Raw genomic sequence first — 16,812 nt, 5'->3', positions numbered from 1 at the left:
TTTAACCTTCTATCAATATGTTATCAAATTCTCGTGCGACATTAATCCAATACCGCCCCTTTTCATCTACTTGTACTTTTGTATCAATACCATCGGTCTTCACCTTCTTCACTTGAAAAGGCAGACCGATCAATTGTAGTTTATATTCTTCGTATCGCTCTGTAAAAAGTCCATCTCGCGTTTGTTTGATCGACAAGGATTCTTTGAGCCCTGAAACCGTAAAACATTTTTCAAGATAAATATCTTGTTCATACGCAAAGGTGTCGCCATGATCTGAATACACATACGAACGGGTTACACCTTCAGCGAAGTAAACATTGAGCTGTAGCTCCTCAATTTTCTTTTCACCAGTATATTGCATCACCGGGTATTCAGGTACAACAGATCCTCCGCGAATGAAAATCGGCATTTCATCAATCGGCGTAGCGATGGTATGTTCCTTACCGCCTACGTAGATTTCATTATTGAAATAATAGAACCAAGTGCCCTCGGGTAGGTAGACAATCTTGCTTTTTTGTCCTGGCTGCAATACCGGGGATACCAATATTTTATCCCCAAAACAGAATTCCTCCTCGCGTTGCCAGTTGGTCGGTATATGCTGCTCGACCATGGAAATCGGACGTAATATTGGAAAACCATACTTGGTCTGCTCCCAAAAACAGGTATAGATATACGGCAACAACTTATACCGGAGTTCGATAAATTTCCGATTGATCTTTTCCCAATCCTCCCCAAAACTCCAGGGCTCACGATCGCGGGTATCGCCGGCAGAATGCACACGCATAAAGGGCGAGAAAACGCCAAATTGCATCCATCGCGTAAATAACTCACCGTCCGGCTCGCCCGTAAATCCACCGATATCCGTTCCGCAGAAGGACATACCCGAAGTCGATAGACGCTGTAATTGCAAGGTCCCCAACTTGAGGTGTTCCCAACTCGCCAGATTGTCGCCGGTCCAAACCGAAGAATAGCGTTGTGTACCCGCATAAGCCGCTCGGGTAATGGTGAATGGGCGCTTGTTTTTATACAATTTCTTTAAGCCATCATACGTTGCACGAACCATCTGCATGCCATAAACATTGTGTGCCTTGCGATGTGAACCCCGATGGCCATCGTACTGGTGACGTACATCGTCGGGGAATGTTCCGCGGCCAAATACCGCCGGCTCATTCATATCGTTCCAGAAGCCTGCAACACCATCTTCCACAAGCCCCTGGTATAATGTACCCCACCATTGGCGAACCTCCGGATTGGTAAAATCAGGAAATTGACAACGTCCGGGCCACACAAATCCTTCCATAAAATAATCGTCCCCTCGACGACAAAAATACCTGTTTTCTTTCCCTTCCCTGAACACCCAGTAGTTCTCATCAACCTTAATACCCGGATCGATCATCACCACGGTTTTAAAACCATCATTGGCCAAATCGCTGATCATATTTTTTGGATTTGGGAAATACTGCTTATTCCAGGTAAAACAGCGGTATCCTTCCATATAATCGATATCAAGATAAATAGCATCACATGGAATCTGTCGCTTCCGAAACTCCTCTGCCACCTTCCGGACATTCGCTTCGGGATAGTAACTCCAACGACACTGGTGGTAACCAATTGCCCATAACGGTGGCAGGTAATGCGTACCTGTCAACGTATGATAACGACGGATAACATCGATAATATGCGGCCCGTGTATATAGTAGTACTGCAGTTCACCGCCTTCGGACCAAAAGCTTGTTTTTCCCGGATCTTCCGCCGCGAAATCAAAATACGTTTTAAAAGTATTGTCAAAGAATATGCCGTACGCTTCACCATCTTTTAAACCAATATAAAACGGAATAGTTTTATAAAGTGGATCCTGATCATAAGCAAAAGCATAAGTATCTGAATTCCAGTTTTTAAGTCTTTTACCTCTCAGATTCAATTTAGTGGCCTTGTCCCCTAGTCCATAAAAAGCTTCATTTTCAAAGGCCACTTTCGTGCTATATACATAGTAACCTCCAAAATCGGGATTTTCCTCCCAGTGCATCGGTGCCAAATCAGCGTTAAACAGCTTCCCTGATCGGTCCGAAAAAGAAATCAAAAAGTCACTCTTATTGATCTTACAAGAAATTGTATTCGTATGAACCAGATAATGGTCAGCCTCTTCCTTACATTGATGTATACTAACACGGTGATCTTTCTTGGCTAAGGCATAAGAAAAATCCTCCAAAAAAGTTCCTTGTGGAGCCAGCCGCACCCTGACAATCTCGTCCGTGACGATCTTAATTTCTACCTTGGCTTTGCCGTCAGAAAAATAATAGGACTTATCGTTTTGATTGTGGGCTACTATGGTTTCAAGGTATTTCTTTTCAATTTTAGGTAAATCCAATACCGGATTATTCACATGATGCATACTCTCCAAAGTACCATCATTTCCCTCCTCATTTAGTGTGGTTTGATTTAGGTTGTCGTCTTCAAGCATAGTTGTAATATGTTAAAAAGTTTCTGAAGGCTTAATTCCTCTTTAAGATAGAAAATTAATCCTGCGCTGACAACAAAACACAAAAAAAAATCCCGCCTATTGGGATAGACGGAATTTTTTTCAATACCTGTGGATAAACTTCTACAGCTTACTTAATGAAATGCGCACGAAGCATCCAAGCCATCTTCTCATGCTTTTCTAATAATCCGACCAAAAAGTCCTCCGTACCATTATCCGCTGTTCCTTCAACTACGGAAAGATCGGCACGAATTGACATTGCTATGGATTCATGATCAGCCAACAATTCCTTATAATAGGACTGACTGTCGGTTTTTTCTGAAGTAGACTCCGTTAAACGAGTCAATTTCAAATATTGATCAAAGGTACCTACCGCATAATGCCCTAAAGTACGTACACGTTCTGCGATTTCATCGATCACTTCAGCTAGTTCATCGTATTGTGATTCCAAAAATAAGTGAGCAGCATGAAAATCCGCACCTTCCACATTCCAATGCGCGTTGCGCGTTTTCATGTAGATAATGTGTTCATCTGCCAACAGCACATTTAACAACTTTGCAACTTTTTTCAAGTCCGCATCTTTAATTCCAATTGAAGTTTTCATATGTATATTCTTTTGTTAACTATATGTTTTAAATGCTTAGTTAAATTTACCTAATAATGCAGTAAAAACCAAATAAAAAGCCACTCAAATTCACAATAATTACCTCAACCCACTATACCAAAACCGACTTGTATATCATATAGCTGCAAAGGGTTTGCTATACCGAAAAAATGAAAATACCGAAGCTGCACCGACCTTGATCTTTATAGACAGCAATTAAACCTAAACAGTACCTTATATACGAAACATTTTAAACAAAAATCGATCAAGCTATTATTTAAAGCACATAATGTTGTATTTTTGCGGACATCTTTATTTTGAGGGAGCGCTGCGGACAAAATGGACAACAATACATATTTTCATCAATTCAAACAGGATATTTCAGCTATTGAACTTCCGACACGATTTACTTTTCCATTTTGCTATGAACCGCACCCCCTTGCCGTCACCGCCGCACAAGAACTCCAATATTACATCGAAACCCAAGACGATTGGACCCACAATTTTGGCCTAGACGCCGCCGTGGAGGGACTCGCTATTGGAAAAATGTTCGGTGTTCTGGTTGTCAAAAACCAACACAATGAGCTTGGCTACCTTGCCGCTGTTTCGGGAAAACTGGCCGGGAGCAACAAACACCGGCATTTTGTCCCCCCCATCTTCGATATGTTGGAAGAAAACAGTTTTTTTCTAAACGAAGAGGTGCATCTCAATGCGCTGAACCGAAAAATAGAAAATCTTGAAACAGGTGAAGAGCTAGCAAATGCTCAACGTAATCTTGATCTATTAAAAAACGGATGGGATAAATCACTCGATGAGCTAAAATCGAAATTGAGAATTCAAAAGAAGGAACGCAAAGAAACCCGCACAAAATTAAAAGTCAGTTTATCGGATGCGGAGTATGAATTATTGATGGAAGACATGCGGAGCCAGAGTTTAAAAGACAAACAACAGCTTCAACGCTTTCAATATGAAATGCATTTGGCCCTGGAGACAGAAAGTAACCATTTACACCAATTGCTATCGACGATTACTGCGCTAAAAGAGGAACGCAAAATGCGCTCAGGAAATCTTCAAAAACAGCTTTTCGAACAATATAATTTTCGCAACGCGAAAGGGCAACATAAAAATGTAGTCAACATATTTCAGGAATTTGACCGCACAACACCGCCTGCCGGATCGGGGGAATGCGCAGCGCCAAAACTGCTGCAATATGCTTATGAAAACCAGTTGACACCTATTGCTTTGGCCGAATTTTGGTGGGGCTGCTCACCTGCATCTGAAATACGCAGACACAAAAACTACTACCCTGCCTGTCGCAAAAAATGTGAACCGATTTTAGGGTATATGCTCGAAGGCTTGGTCGTAGATCCCAATCCCATGCAACAGGAAACGACGTTGGATTTAGCACTTCCTCAACTTTACGAAGATGAGGATATCATCATCATCAACAAACCGGCCGAATTTCTGTCTGTCCCCGGAATATATGTAAAGGATTCGGTCTACAACCGTATTCTTCAACGCTACCCAAATGCGGGGCCAATTATTATCCACCGCCTCGACATGTCTACATCCGGCTTGTTGGTTGTTGCTAAAAACAAAGAGGCGCATAAATTTATTCAAGATCAATTTATACAACATACCATCAAAAAAACATACATTGCTTTACTGGATGGTATTATCGAAGCCCCATCAGGTTTGATCGATCTCCCACTTCGCGTAGATCTGGATGATAGACCACGGCAAATGGTCTGCTACACGTATGGCAAACCAGCGCAGACAAAATGGGAAAAAATTGCAATAACGAATAATCAAACGAGAGTCAGGTTTTACCCCTTGACTGGTCGCACCCATCAGCTTCGCATGCATGCTGTACATCCAAATGGCCTAAATACACCTATTGTTGGTGACGATCTCTATGGCAGAAAAGCCAATAGATTACATCTCCACGCAGCTTCAATTACCTTTATTCACCCTCGTTCCAAGCAAGAAATGACCTTCGAAATCGAGCCAGATTTTTGATACCGCTGACTATATCGTTACAAAAGTCAGCAAATAAAGCAATGGAAAATCATCGCCAAGTCAAAATGTAATGTAAAATTTATTGACCCAAATCAATAATTCAGCATAAACAATTAAAAAACAGCCGTTTACACAGAAATGTAATTCAACTACTTTCCTTTATTACATTACAATAAAATTTTAATTATTCTTAATTTTTTGTTTCCTTTGTTCACTGATTTTTTGATTTTAATACCTATAAAGTCAAAAATAAAGTAAAAACAGGAAAACAATTTTGAATTTTCAAGATTATAGCAATATAATGAGAGCTAAAATAAACGCAACAACCTTCATAACTAAACTCTTTTTTTCGATAACGCTCGTGCTAACGGTGTCCATGGCTTTTGCCCAAAACAAAACCGTAACCGGTACAGTTAGAGATGCAAAGACCAAGAATCCCATACCCTATGCGACTGTGGCTGTAGTCGGCGCTCCTGCTTCTGCGGGAACCACAACATCGACCAATGCAAATGGTGAATACAAACTTGTCTTTCCCACATCTTATGTAAAAATCAGAGCAAGCTATATTGGATATGACAGCAAGGATGCTTTTGTTACGAATGACGCCACGCAAACAAAAGAGATTTTGATGGATCAACAGGACAATATGTTGGAAGAGGTCGTTGTTAAGGCCAAAAAGAAAAAATACAGTAACAAGGATAATCCTGCGGTCGCATTGATCCGTAAAGTCATCGAGAATAAAGAAAAAAACAGGCTTTCGGGTCAACAATATGCGCAATTCGACCAATATGAGAAGATGTCTTTAGGGCTAAGCAATCTTTCGGAAAAATTTGTCAATAAAAAAATATTCAAAAATTATCAGTTTCTTTTTGAAACGGACGATTCGGCTAAAACAGCCAACAAATATGTATTGCCTGCTTTCATAGAAGAAAAAATGTCAAAAGTGTATTACCGAAAAGATCCAAGCAAAACCAAACAGTACATCCTTGGTAACCAACGGGCACAATTTGACCCTAAATTTATTGATAACGATGGTCTGACAGCCTACTTCAATAAACTCTACGAACAAGTTGATATTTATGACAACAACATTTCGTTGGTTACTAATCAGTTTTTAAGCCCAATAGCAAACTCCGCTCCTACTTTTTATAAGTTTTTTATTACGGATACGATTAAGACTGTACAACCTTGGTTGGTTGAATTAAGCTTTTTTCCGCGCAACAAGGCGGATATGTTGTTCAAAGGACAGCTGTACGTTACATTAGATGGAAATTATGCCGTGCAGGGTGCCAATATGACCGTAGCGGACGACATCAATTTAAATTTCGTACGTGACCTCCAGATACAGCTTAAATTTGAAAAAGATAGCAAAAGTCGCTTCTACTTAAAAACAAGTACACTGGGTATTGATTTTTCATTAACAGAGAAAGGTATGGGAATCCGTGGAAGCCGAACTGTAGATTACAACAATTACAAAGTTGGCATCCAGCAACCGGACAGCATCTATGATGGCCCGTCCACGGTCATTGCTTATAATGTCGAAAACAAGAAAGCGACAAAATCTTTATTTGAAACACAACGTCCACTTGCCCTTGCACAAAACGAACTGAACATCTATCATAATATCGATACGTTACAAAAGATTCCTTCATTCCGTACGTTTATGGATATTGCAGCGTTATTGCTTTCAGGATACAAACAAGCTGGCCCGGTTGAAATCGGCCCTGTGAATACATTCTATAGCTTTAATCCCGTAGAAGGGTTCCGTTTACGTGTCGGTGGCCGTACGACAGAATCGTTAAGCAAGCGTTTCTATGCTGAAAGTTATGCGGCTTATGGTTTTAAAGATCAAAAGTGGAAATACTTTTTCAGCGGAACGTACGCGTTCAACAACAAATCTGTCTACTCTTTCCCGATGCACTACATCAGGGCCTCTTATAAAAAGGATACAAAGATTCCGGGACAAAAACTGGAGTTTATTCAGGAAGACAACTTCTTGTTATCTTTCAAACGCGGAGATAATGACCGTTACATTTATGAGACAAACTATGGCTTAGAGTATAAAAAAGAATTTTTAAATCACCTGGCTATTGGCGCTGCTTTCAATATCAACAGACAAACACCTGCTGGAAGTCTGACTTATCAAATGGTCGATGCCAACAATGAAAGTAGACTGTTCAATGAACTGAACTCGACCGAAGTGTCTGTAAATTTCAGATACGCTCCGCATGAAGAGTTTTATCAAGGCAAAATTTACCGGACACCTATATTCAATCAATATCCGATCTTCACGTTCAATTATACCGCTGGAATCAAAGGATTAGCGAAGGGTGAATACAATTATCACAACTTTAATGTTGGTGCATTCAAGCGCTTTTATTTTAGTCAATTTGGATTTGCTGACGTAACAGCTGAGGGCAACTATATTGCAGGAAAAGAGATCCCATTCCCTTTCTTGACAATCCACCGCGCCAATCAGACCTATGCTTATCAATTGAACTCGTATAACTTGATGAATTTCCTTGAGTTTGTGAGTGACCATAATGCCTCATTGAACGTGCAGTATTATATGAACGGTTTCCTTTTGAACAAGATTCCTTTGATCAAAAAACTTAAATTACGCGAAGTATTTAGCTTCAAAGGGGTATACGGTGGACTGCGTAAAGAAAACAATCCTGATGACCCTAACTATGGCTCAAAGGTATTCACTTGGCAGCACAATGCAGATGGTGTGCAAAGTTCCTATACGTTCGGTTCAGAACCTTATATGGAAGCGAGTATCGGTCTATCCAATATTTTCAAAATATTACGTGTAGACTACGTAAAACGTCTAAACTATCTTGACCACGTCGATGCGCCAGCCTGGGGTATTCGTGCGCGGGTCAGATTTGACTTCTAATAGTTTCCATAAATTTATAGTATAATTTGAAGCCCTGTTCATACAAATGACAGGGCTTCTTTTTTTGCCGTATGCTTCCGCAACATCGGCTCCCCCGCCACCATCTCCACCTGTAGGATAGTAGGTGGAATAGATGGTAGTGATGGATATGATGGCCGTGACGGTGGAAAACCTAGATTACTTGATGGGGGTGGCACATTCATGTCCATTCCTGAAAAAGGTTTACAAAAACCGAATATTAAAATCTTAAATTTAATATTATGAAAAAGCGTATGACAAAACGTAAATCAGGGGGACAGCAAGTTTACAGCGATAGCTTCAAGATCCTCGTTTCCAGAGAATACCTTGCCGGAAAGCTGAGTTATTCGCAACTTGCCCAGAAGTACAATCTTCCTGGGGAAGCCACTCCGCGGTATTTTATGAAATGGTACCAGCAGTGGGAAAGCAATCTGGAGCTGGAAGTTCCCCAGGCTGTGGAGTCAGAAGATACCGGGTTGAAAAATGAGCAGGATCTCAGGGATGAACTCTTCCAGGCGAACCGCAAAATTACTGCCCTGGAGATGCTGATCAAAAAAGCGGAGGAGCTCCATGGGGCTGATTTTGTAAAAAAGTCTGGGGCCAAATCGTCCAAGAAATGAAGTCGTGTTACCAGAATGTTTCGGTCTCCAGACTTTGTGGACTATTTGGCAGAACAAGGCAATCCTACTATAAATATATGGGCAGAGAGCAGGAATATTCCGTTCGCAGTGGTCTTGTGTTGGCGCGGGTACGTGAAATTCGGAAGGACTCCCATCGTATGGGTACCCTTAAACTCCGCAGCATATTGGCCAAAGAAATGGGCAGCGCGATGACTGGACTGGGAAGGGACGCTTTTTTCAGGCTGTTACGTGAGAATGACCTTTTGGTCAAATGCAAACGTAGGTATGCCATCACCACCCAATCCGACCACCGTTTCAAAAAGTAGCCCGACCTTGTGCAGCGCAGGCAGGCCCTGCGTCCCGAGCAGATATGGGTAAGTGACATCACCTACATCCGCATCCGGGACAAATGGATCTACCTGTGCCTGGTCACAGATGCCTATTCCCGAAAGATCGTGGGTTACAAACTTACCCACAGACCAACAGCCCAGGCCTGTATATCAGCGCTCAGGATGGCCATATCACATCGAATCTACCCGCAGAGTAGTCTGACCCACCACTCGGATCGGGGCATCCAATATTGCAGCACAAATTATGTCACTATATTGCAGGAAAATGGGATCGCAATAAGCATGACGCAATCCGGGAGCCCATATGACAATGCCGTGGCAGAAAGGTTAAATGGCATCCTAAAAAACGAATATCGAATGGCCGAAACTTTCCCGGACTATAAAACGGCACTTGCACAGTTGGTCAAAGCAGTCAATATATATAATCATTTTAGACCACATATGTCCTGCAATATGATGTCTCCCCAACAGGCACATCTGGAATGGCAGAACCCAAAAACTCCCAAAGTGTTTCAAAGACGTAACGCTGAGTCAAAAAAGTTCCGCAGTAAAACCAGGGAAACTGTGGTCAGGGAACGGACAACTGATAATAGTAAGAAAACAGACAATGAAAACTATATCCAGTAGAAAAAAATAAAATGTAAAATCTATATAGTAATCTGTTCGGTATATGTAAACCTATTTCAGTATAAGACATCACGATAAGGTTCGCGGTAAGATTCGGACCTGCTTCGGACGAGGTTCGTACCTGCTTCGGACAAGCAACAGATATTAAACAGGTGCTGTACAGTTGTTGAACAGACCTCGAACAGGAATTATCTGGTCAAGGTTTGGTCAATATATGTTACAAGACTGCTCCCGTTCGAAGCTGGTACGAACACAATACGAAGACAATATGAAGAAAGCCCCTCTACATTAGCCCTGGAGACACAAAAAGCGATGTTTTATCAAAAAAAATCCCCCTTGCACAGAACAAGGAGGATAAAATTAGAATATGACGATGGTTAGTTTTTATGTTTAAATGCATCCAAACCACTTTGCAGGAACGCCTTGTACTCTTCTACATTGTAGTTGGCACCGCTCTGAGGCACCAGTTTTTTGCCCGTCGGATCGACAATTACATACAGCGGTTGTGAATTGCTATCAAATGTAGCAGCTTGAAAATCGCTGTTTTTTTTACCGATTGTATTGATCTTTTTGCCACTATATTTGGAAACAAATTGTTCGTTGGCAGCCAGCTCGGTCTTATCGTCCACAAAAAGTTCAGCCATAACAAACTCTTCTTTTAATAATTTGGCCACAGCTTGGTCTGTCCAAACATTCGCTTCCATTTTACGACAATTGACACAATTCCAACCCGTAAAATCGATTAATACGGGCTTGTTTAATTCTTTAGCCGTAGCTAATGCCTGGTCGTAATCATAATAAGGATCAAATCCTTTTGGCGTGCCTCTTTCATGAAAAATTTCAGCATATTTTTTCACCTTCCCGTCTGAATGTGCAGCAGCACCAGCACTTACACCCGAAGAAAGATCAAAGTCTTGTGTTGCCGATGGTGGTAAAAAAGCAGAAATCGATTTTAAAGGTGCACCCCATAAACCGGGCACCATATAGACTACAAAAGAAAAAACAACAATTGCCAAGATCGTTCTAGGAACAGATAGGAATTTCAGCTCACTGTCATGGGAGAACTTTATCTTGCCGATCAAGTATAGACCCATCAAAGCAAAAATAGCAATCCATAGCGACAGGAACACCTCTCTATCCAACCAGTTCCAGTGGTAAGCTAAATCGACATTGGATAAAAATTTCAATGCTAAAGCGAGTTCCAAAAATCCCAAGACTACTTTCACACTATTCAGCCAACCACCGGATTTCGGTAAGGATTTAAGCATGGAAGGAAACATAGCGAACAAACCAAAAGGAATGGCCAGGGCAATGGAGAATCCCAACATCCCAATTGCTGGACCTAATCTTTCCCCTTTCGAAGCTGCCTCAACCAACAGCGTGCCAATAATCGGTCCTGTACAAGAAAATGAAACCAATGACAAGCTAAAGGCCATAAAGAACAAGCCGACTAAGCCACCTTTATCTGATTTGGCATCCATTTTATTGACAAAGGAGCTTGGTAAAGTAATTTCAAATGCACCAAAAAAAGAAGCCGCAAATCCAACCAACAACAAAAAGAAAATGAAGTTAAAGATGCCGTTAGTCGAAAGCGCATTGAGTGCATCAGATCCGAATGCAATCGTGATAATCATCCCCAAGGCTACATAAATCACAATAATAAATAATCCATACAACAGAGCTTTACTGATACCACTTGCACGACTTCCTGCCTGTTTGGTAAAATAACTCACCGTCAGGGGTAACATCGGAAAAATACAAGGCATCAATAATGCTGCAAAACCACCTATAAGGCCTGCAATAAAGATACTCCACAATGATTTCTTTTCTGCCCCAGCAGCTTTTTCACCTGTTGCTACTGCCGCTACTGTGGTCTTGTTTGAGTCGGCCTTTACGGTAGCGGTATCCGGAGATTCCTCAAAAGATAGTGAATCGGGACTTATCGTACCATCCGTAAACTCAAGCCCCTCCAACTTGTTTGTTATTGTATCCGCTTGGGCAAACATGGCCACAGGCGCTATCAGCAACATGAGAAGGATAAATAATTTGAAATTGACTTTCATTTTGTGTTATTCTTAGGTATATGTTGGTTTTTGAATAAATGAAACCCGAGGAGCTAGAGACTCCCCGAGTTAACTATAAACATATGAAACTAAATCTTTTTAGGCTCCAAATACTGGATTTGCCAGTCTGCAAATAGGTTGAAAACCCGAAAAATCAACGTCTGTAGAAAGATATCCTTCTTTTACTGGCTCCTCTTTCACCAAATCAGTACTTAGGTATTTTTTGTTATCATCGCAAAGTAGCGTCACCACGACAGCTTCATCACCCAATTCCTGTTGTAATTTAATCGCTCCGATTACATTTGCTCCGGAAGAGATACCAACAGCCAATCCCAATTGACGTGACAGCTTCTGCGCCATGATAATGGAGTCGCCATCATTCGCACAAACGACAGTATCGAGTTCATCTAAATCCACAATAGCAGGAATAAATTCATCAGATATTCCCTGAATACGGTGTGAACCTACTTTATGTCCTGTAGTCAAGGTTGGACTTTCTGCCGGTTCCAGTGGATGTACACGGACATTTGGGTTTACCTTTCTTAAGCTTCTCCCCACACCCATTACTGTACCACCAGTTCCCACACCAGCAACAAAAGCATCAGCTACTAAGCCCTGTTCTTCCAGTTGCTTTACAATCTCGTAACCTGTGGTTTTCTCATGCGCTTCGGCATTATATTGATTCTCAAATTGCCGTGGAAGAAAAACACCGCCTTTCGCAGCAAGCTCTTCACTTAAACGAATACTTCCTAAAAAACCACCTTCTTCTTTGCTTATCAACTGAATATCCGCTCCCATACTTCGAATAATATCGGTACGCTCCTTACTCAGCCAGTTAGGCATAATAATCTTTACTTGATGACCAAGCGCTTTGCCGATTGCTGAAAAAGCAATCCCTGTATTTCCACTTGTGGCTTCAATAACAACATCAGTCGGGCGAATCTGACAATTCATATACGCTTTGTATAGAATATAAAGAGCCATCCTATCCTTAATGCTACCGGTCAGATTGTAGTTCTCACATTTCACGAAAATTCGTCCGGGTTTACCTTTGTAAGTATACTGTAGTTCCAACATTGGCGTATTTCCAACTAATCGCCACAGATGTTTAAACCTCTTGTCCAATGCAGGTGACAAACACGCACTTAATAATTCTTGTTCAGCCATTTCTTATAAATGATTATTCTGTTGCAAAATTGACCAATGACAAGATAATATTCAATACATCACCATAATTTCAATAAAAATTAAATTAAAAGACATAAAAACCAATAAATAATTCAGAACATTAGCGTATTTTTACACTCGTACCGAAAATATTCAGATTATGGAATTGGATGATATCGATGTAAAATTATTGCGCCTCCTACAGCAAGATGCCTCAATGAGTAATAAAGCGCTATCCTTTGAACTCAACAAATCTATTGCAGCTGTTCATGAACGTGTTAGAAAGCTAAAGCGGTTGGGTTACATCAAAAAAACGGTGGCAATTTTGGACCGCCACAAAATAGGCATTGGGTTAATTTCATTTTCCCAGGTTTTTCTCAAGGCGCATACGTTTGAGGTGTTGAATGAATTCGAAAAAGAGGTGGCTAAATTTCCCGAGGTTATGGAATGCTACCAAATGGCAGGCTCTTACGACTTTATGTTACGTATAGCAACCAAAGATATGGATGCTTATCATATTTTTCTGCGGCATCGACTGGCTGTATTACCTCAAGTAAACACCGTACAGACCTACTTTGTATTATCGGAGACAAAAAGCGAGACGGCTTATCCCCTTTAATTTTTGTCTTAAAAACGAAGGAATATTGCTGTTATGTGCAATAGCATTATTGCACATAACAGCAATGAAAAAATAATTAATCGAATAACAAGGTACCCGTCACATTCCAGCTACTGAAACTTGTTCCTTCAGGCGCTCCCTGTGGGATCTGTACCTGCATCGTATGGTCTCCAGCTTTTAAATCCCCCAGATCAATGTAGATCGGTGGTGTTACTGTACCTGGACACCAATTGGAGCGACTCAGATCGGATGAAGACAACCCTGTAGCAAAATTGCCTGAAGCGGGGTTCGACAAACGATACGAACCGCAATCATTGCGCCAAGGGGTGTATTTAAAGAGCAATGCATCGTTTAGGAAAATGCGGTTTTCTTTAGGCACAAACTCATCACCATTGCCCCAGCCTCCATGTCCTGTGGTAATGTAGCGTAATTGCACGTTTTTAGCATCCTGGTCCAAATGAAATGAAACAGTAAGACCTTTCTCCTTGTCAAACATAGATCCATACTCCTGACCGCCCATTTCCATGACATTGGTCGTCGTAAATAAAGACATCGTCTTTTTCAGACTGCCTTTTGACTCGGCATCGAAGCCCGGATGTATCGTCAGCTCCACACTAACCTCATGTCCATTTTTATCATAGTTACCAATGAAGGCACCCACATAGATCTCCTGCTCGCTCAACATACCTGCCAATTCGGTTACGTCCTGACGGTACAGCACTGAGTCTTGCCAAACCTTATCCTTTAACTGAAGATAGTTAAACTGCTTAACACCAAATGGTGTAAAGAAACGCATCAATTCAACAATAGGCTCAAAGGATGTTGTTTTTACAACCCCTTGATAGGCTTTACCATTGCCATTTTCATACTTAGGAAGGGTATTCATACCATTTTTCATGCCATCCAAAAAGCTCTGTGCCTTATTGGTCGGGATGATAAAAACTGATCCAGTGCGATCATAGGCATCACCTTTCGATTGTTCGACCAACTGCACAAATACATTGTCGCTTGTCTTTATTTTTGGGATTTTCACCTTTTTTACCAAAACTGTCCCATTAGCAAAACGTAAAATAGAATCCGATTTCACATCATCTGCAAAACGTATTCTTTCCTTCCGAAAAACAGGTATTTGAATAAAACGGTTCTTCCAGATGAGATCTTTGTAAGAAAGTTCGTCGTAAGGTTTTTCATTTCCTTTCAGCCTCAGTTGATCCGGTATAGTCTTTACCTTTTCTACTTTAGTGGCAAAAGTCCGTGTATTCCCATTGCGGATTACCTCGAGTACCAGACCAAGGTCCTGACCAAGTTCCGTGGGTGCACCTTTGACCCCTAATTTATCGGTATACCAAACTTCTATTTTATTGGAATTGATGCTCGTCTCCACTTTTTTACAGGGATAGCCCAATATTGTTTTAGTCTCGTTTGTGGCGTTAAATTTTTGCTTCGAAAGCGCGAGCGAATCTTTGGTTAGAATGATTGATCCGTCTTTGAGTTTAGCAATTTTAAGTAAAGCATTGCCTCCAGCACGCTCCACCACAACCCGTTCGTATGGCGGCGCCAACTGTCCATTCATTTCTTTTGCCGAACTAACAAAAGTCTCCTTTTCATTGGCATAGACTAGAATGGCATTTTGATTGGCAGCTGTATTCCCATTGAAACTTTGATTATATTGAATGACATAATTCGACAGCTTTTGCGCCTGCGAAGACAATGACAAACATAAAATAGACGTGAAAAGAATACTTTTCTTCATAGCATGTGTTTTGGTTTAGATGCAAAAATAAGAAAGGCTTTAGGAATTCCTAAAGCCTTTCTTATTTTATGCTAAAACATTTATTTGATCAACCAGATATCCAAGAGGTAAAATACCGCAAAAATCACCGAGGCATAACCGTTGGTTGTCATAAAGTCGCGATTGACCCGACTTAAATTAGTCGATGAAAACAGGGTATGCTGGTAAATCAGCAACGCCCCATAAAAGACCACACCTAAATAATAAATCCAACCTACAGACATCAAAAATGCTGGTATTAAAATAAATATAAAAGAAAGCACATGCAGACATTCCGAAACGCGCATAGCTCCTTTCGTTCCTAACCACACGGGTATAGAATTAAGATGATTGGCCCGATCAAAGGCTTCGTCCTGTAAAGCGTAAATAATATCGAAGCCACTCACCCAAGTCAACACAGCGAAACCATAAAGTACCGGAACGGTCGCAAATTGTCCTGTAATAACCATATATGCGCCTATTGGAGCCAATCCCAGCCCTGCCCCCAATACAAGATGGCATAAGGGCGTTATGCGCTTTGTATAGGAGTAAAAAAGCACAACAAAAAGTGCAATGGGCGACAACATAAAGCAAAGAGAATTGATAAAATACGTAGCTGCAATAAAAATCAAGCAATTTACCAGCGTAAAAACCAATGCATTTTTAGCGGAAATTTTTCCAGCAGGAATATCACGCATGGCCGTTCTTGGATTAATGGCATCAATATCTCTATCCAGATAACGATTGAATGCCATGGCAGCATTACGGGCCGTCACCATACAAACGAGCATCAAAACCAATAATTTCCACGAAAAGGCATAGTCTGTTGTGTGCAATGCCAAAAAGAAGCCAATAAAGGCAAATGGCAATGCAAATACACTATGGGCAAATAAAACTAAGGATAAGTATTTTTTCATCTGAACTTAAAATCTAGCTAAAACTGTTCGTTTCCGTCGAGTTCAGGGCGAACAAATCGGCCATTAACTTCATCGATAGCTTCTAAAATAGGCTCATGCCCCATTTTCTTCTCCGCAGACGTTAGGAAAATTGGCGGCACCTCCTCAAACCATTGGAGCAATGATTTTTTAAATTTCGCAATATTCGCATCGGATTTAACAGTCGATTGCTTATCGGCTTTGGTGAAAACCAACATAAATGGTAAACCGCATTCGCCCAACCAATAGCAAAAATCAAGATCAATCTTTTGTGGTTCATGACGGCTATCCACCAACACAAAAACACATTGCAAATTGTCCCGATGGGTAAGATACCGACGGATGAACTTTTCCCATTCATTACGACTTGTTTTAGAGGCCTTAGCAAAACCATAACCTGGCAAATCCACCAAATACCATGTATCGTCGATGATAAAATGATTGATCAACTGCGTCTTACCAGGTTTCTGGGAGGTCTTGGCAAGTCCTTTCTTGTTGGTCATTGCATTGATCAACGATGATTTACCGACATTTGAACGTCCGATAAACGCATATTCCGGCAAATTGGGTGCAGGTAATTTGTCAACTCTCGTGTTACTGCACACGAATTCGGCTTTTTTCACTTCCATGGAACAAAGGTA

General features: G+C 41.1%; 13 protein-coding genes. 6 read left to right on the top strand and 7 right to left on the bottom strand.

The features are described 5' to 3' along the window. Nucleotide 1: 1 nt before the first annotated feature. Together ACLCDV_RS09800 and ACLCDV_RS09795 are read right to left on the bottom strand one after the other, a co-directional pair. Entirely contained in the window at nucleotides 2–2,461 is a 2,460-nt protein-coding gene (locus ACLCDV_RS09800) for a glycoside hydrolase family 31 protein (RefSeq protein ID WP_411973552.1), read from the bottom strand. Between the two features lie 148 nt (nucleotides 2,462–2,609). Beyond that, a complete protein-coding gene (locus ACLCDV_RS09795; protein ID WP_411973551.1) occupies nucleotides 2,610–3,083 on the bottom strand; it encodes a Dps family protein in 474 nt (157 codons plus the stop codon). 339 nt (nucleotides 3,084–3,422) lie between these two features. Here ACLCDV_RS09795 and ACLCDV_RS09790 point away from each other — a divergent pair, with 339 nt between their 5' ends. The 5 genes from ACLCDV_RS09790 (at nucleotide 3,423) to ACLCDV_RS09770 (ending at nucleotide 9,616) form a co-directional block, all read left to right on the top strand. Continuing rightward, nucleotides 3,423–5,102 carry an RluA family pseudouridine synthase gene (locus ACLCDV_RS09790; RefSeq protein ID WP_411973550.1) on the top strand — a complete coding sequence of 560 codons (1,680 nt, stop codon included), beginning with the start codon at nucleotides 3,423–3,425 and terminating at the stop codon, nucleotides 5,100–5,102. A 301-nt stretch (nucleotides 5,103–5,403) separates the two neighbouring features. After that, nucleotides 5,404–8,001 carry a DUF5686 family protein gene (locus tag ACLCDV_RS09785; protein WP_411973549.1) on the top strand — a complete coding sequence of 866 codons (2,598 nt, stop codon included), beginning with the start codon at nucleotides 5,404–5,406 and terminating at the stop codon, nucleotides 7,999–8,001. Nucleotides 8,002–8,261: 260 nt separating this feature from the next. Then, nucleotides 8,262–8,639: a transposase gene (locus tag ACLCDV_RS09780; RefSeq protein ID WP_411973548.1), complete on the top strand. Its 378-nt coding sequence runs from the start codon at nucleotides 8,262–8,264 to the stop codon at nucleotides 8,637–8,639. 77 nt (nucleotides 8,640–8,716) lie between these two features. Further along, nucleotides 8,717–8,965 carry a hypothetical protein gene (locus ACLCDV_RS09775; protein ID WP_411973547.1) on the top strand — a complete coding sequence of 83 codons (249 nt, stop codon included), beginning with the start codon at nucleotides 8,717–8,719 and terminating at the stop codon, nucleotides 8,963–8,965. A gap of 9 nt (nucleotides 8,966–8,974) precedes the next feature. Beyond that, nucleotides 8,975–9,616: an IS3 family transposase gene (locus ACLCDV_RS09770; RefSeq protein WP_411973546.1), complete on the top strand. Its 642-nt coding sequence runs from the start codon at nucleotides 8,975–8,977 to the stop codon at nucleotides 9,614–9,616. Between the two features lie 377 nt (nucleotides 9,617–9,993). On the opposite strand, the gene ACLCDV_RS09765 is transcribed toward ACLCDV_RS09770, so the two are convergent. Together ACLCDV_RS09765 and ACLCDV_RS09760 are read right to left on the bottom strand one after the other, a co-directional pair. Beyond that, nucleotides 9,994–11,679 carry a protein-disulfide reductase DsbD family protein gene (locus ACLCDV_RS09765; RefSeq protein ID WP_411973545.1) on the bottom strand — a complete coding sequence of 562 codons (1,686 nt, stop codon included), beginning with the start codon at nucleotides 11,677–11,679 and terminating at the stop codon, nucleotides 9,994–9,996. 99 nt (nucleotides 11,680–11,778) lie between these two features. Beyond that, entirely contained in the window at nucleotides 11,779–12,846 is a 1,068-nt protein-coding gene (locus ACLCDV_RS09760) for a PLP-dependent cysteine synthase family protein (protein ID WP_120334692.1), read from the bottom strand. 157 nt (nucleotides 12,847–13,003) lie between these two features. Between ACLCDV_RS09760 and ACLCDV_RS09755 the strand changes: the two genes are divergently transcribed. Continuing rightward, on the top strand, nucleotides 13,004–13,465 hold the full coding sequence (locus ACLCDV_RS09755; protein WP_248933805.1) for an Lrp/AsnC family transcriptional regulator: 462 nt from the start codon (nucleotides 13,004–13,006) through the stop codon (nucleotides 13,463–13,465). A gap of 76 nt (nucleotides 13,466–13,541) precedes the next feature. Here the strand turns inward: ACLCDV_RS09755 and ACLCDV_RS09750 are convergent, their stop codons facing one another. The 3 genes from ACLCDV_RS09750 to yihA all read right to left on the bottom strand — a co-directional run bounded on the left by ACLCDV_RS09750 (nucleotide 13,542) and on the right by yihA (nucleotide 16,800). Further along, nucleotides 13,542–15,218: a PNGase F N-terminal domain-containing protein gene (locus ACLCDV_RS09750; protein ID WP_411973544.1), complete on the bottom strand. Its 1,677-nt coding sequence runs from the start codon at nucleotides 15,216–15,218 to the stop codon at nucleotides 13,542–13,544. An 80-nt stretch (nucleotides 15,219–15,298) separates the two neighbouring features. Next, nucleotides 15,299–16,153 (bottom strand): UbiA-like polyprenyltransferase, encoded by an 855-nt coding sequence (locus ACLCDV_RS09745; protein WP_317667413.1) that lies wholly within the window; start codon nucleotides 16,151–16,153, stop codon nucleotides 15,299–15,301. Between the two features lie 17 nt (nucleotides 16,154–16,170). After that, on the bottom strand, nucleotides 16,171–16,800 hold the full coding sequence (gene yihA, locus ACLCDV_RS09740; protein ID WP_075991997.1) for a ribosome biogenesis GTP-binding protein YihA/YsxC: 630 nt from the start codon (nucleotides 16,798–16,800) through the stop codon (nucleotides 16,171–16,173). Between the last annotated feature and the right edge of the window lie 12 nt (nucleotides 16,801–16,812).

The organism is Sphingobacterium sp. Lzh-3, assembly GCF_046764375.1.
GTDB lineage: Bacteria > Bacteroidota > Bacteroidia > Sphingobacteriales > Sphingobacteriaceae > Sphingobacterium.
This window is presented reverse-complemented; position numbering and strand designations above follow the sequence as displayed.

Bases quoted from the DNA above. Each gene is read 5' to 3' on its own strand.
- ACLCDV_RS09800 (WP_411973552.1), bottom strand. From the start codon at position 2,461: ATGCTTGAAGACGACAACCTAAATCAAACCACACTAAATGAGGAGGGA.
- ACLCDV_RS09795 (WP_411973551.1), bottom strand. From the start codon at position 3,083: ATGAAAACTTCAATTGGAATTAAAGATGCGGACTTGAAAAAAGTTGCA.
- ACLCDV_RS09790 (WP_411973550.1), top strand. From the start codon at position 3,423: ATGGACAACAATACATATTTTCATCAATTCAAACAGGATATTTCAGCT.
- ACLCDV_RS09785 (WP_411973549.1), top strand. From the start codon at position 5,404: ATGAGAGCTAAAATAAACGCAACAACCTTCATAACTAAACTCTTTTTT.
- ACLCDV_RS09780 (WP_411973548.1), top strand. From the start codon at position 8,262: ATGAAAAAGCGTATGACAAAACGTAAATCAGGGGGACAGCAAGTTTAC.
- ACLCDV_RS09775 (WP_411973547.1), top strand. From the start codon at position 8,717: ATGGGCAGAGAGCAGGAATATTCCGTTCGCAGTGGTCTTGTGTTGGCG.
- ACLCDV_RS09765 (WP_411973545.1), bottom strand. From the start codon at position 11,679: ATGAAAGTCAATTTCAAATTATTTATCCTTCTCATGTTGCTGATAGCG.
- ACLCDV_RS09760 (WP_120334692.1), bottom strand. From the start codon at position 12,846: ATGGCTGAACAAGAATTATTAAGTGCGTGTTTGTCACCTGCATTGGAC.
- ACLCDV_RS09750 (WP_411973544.1), bottom strand. From the start codon at position 15,218: ATGAAGAAAAGTATTCTTTTCACGTCTATTTTATGTTTGTCATTGTCT.
- ACLCDV_RS09745 (WP_317667413.1), bottom strand. From the start codon at position 16,153: ATGAAAAAATACTTATCCTTAGTTTTATTTGCCCATAGTGTATTTGCA.
- yihA (WP_075991997.1), bottom strand. From the start codon at position 16,800: ATGGAAGTGAAAAAAGCCGAATTCGTGTGCAGTAACACGAGAGTTGAC.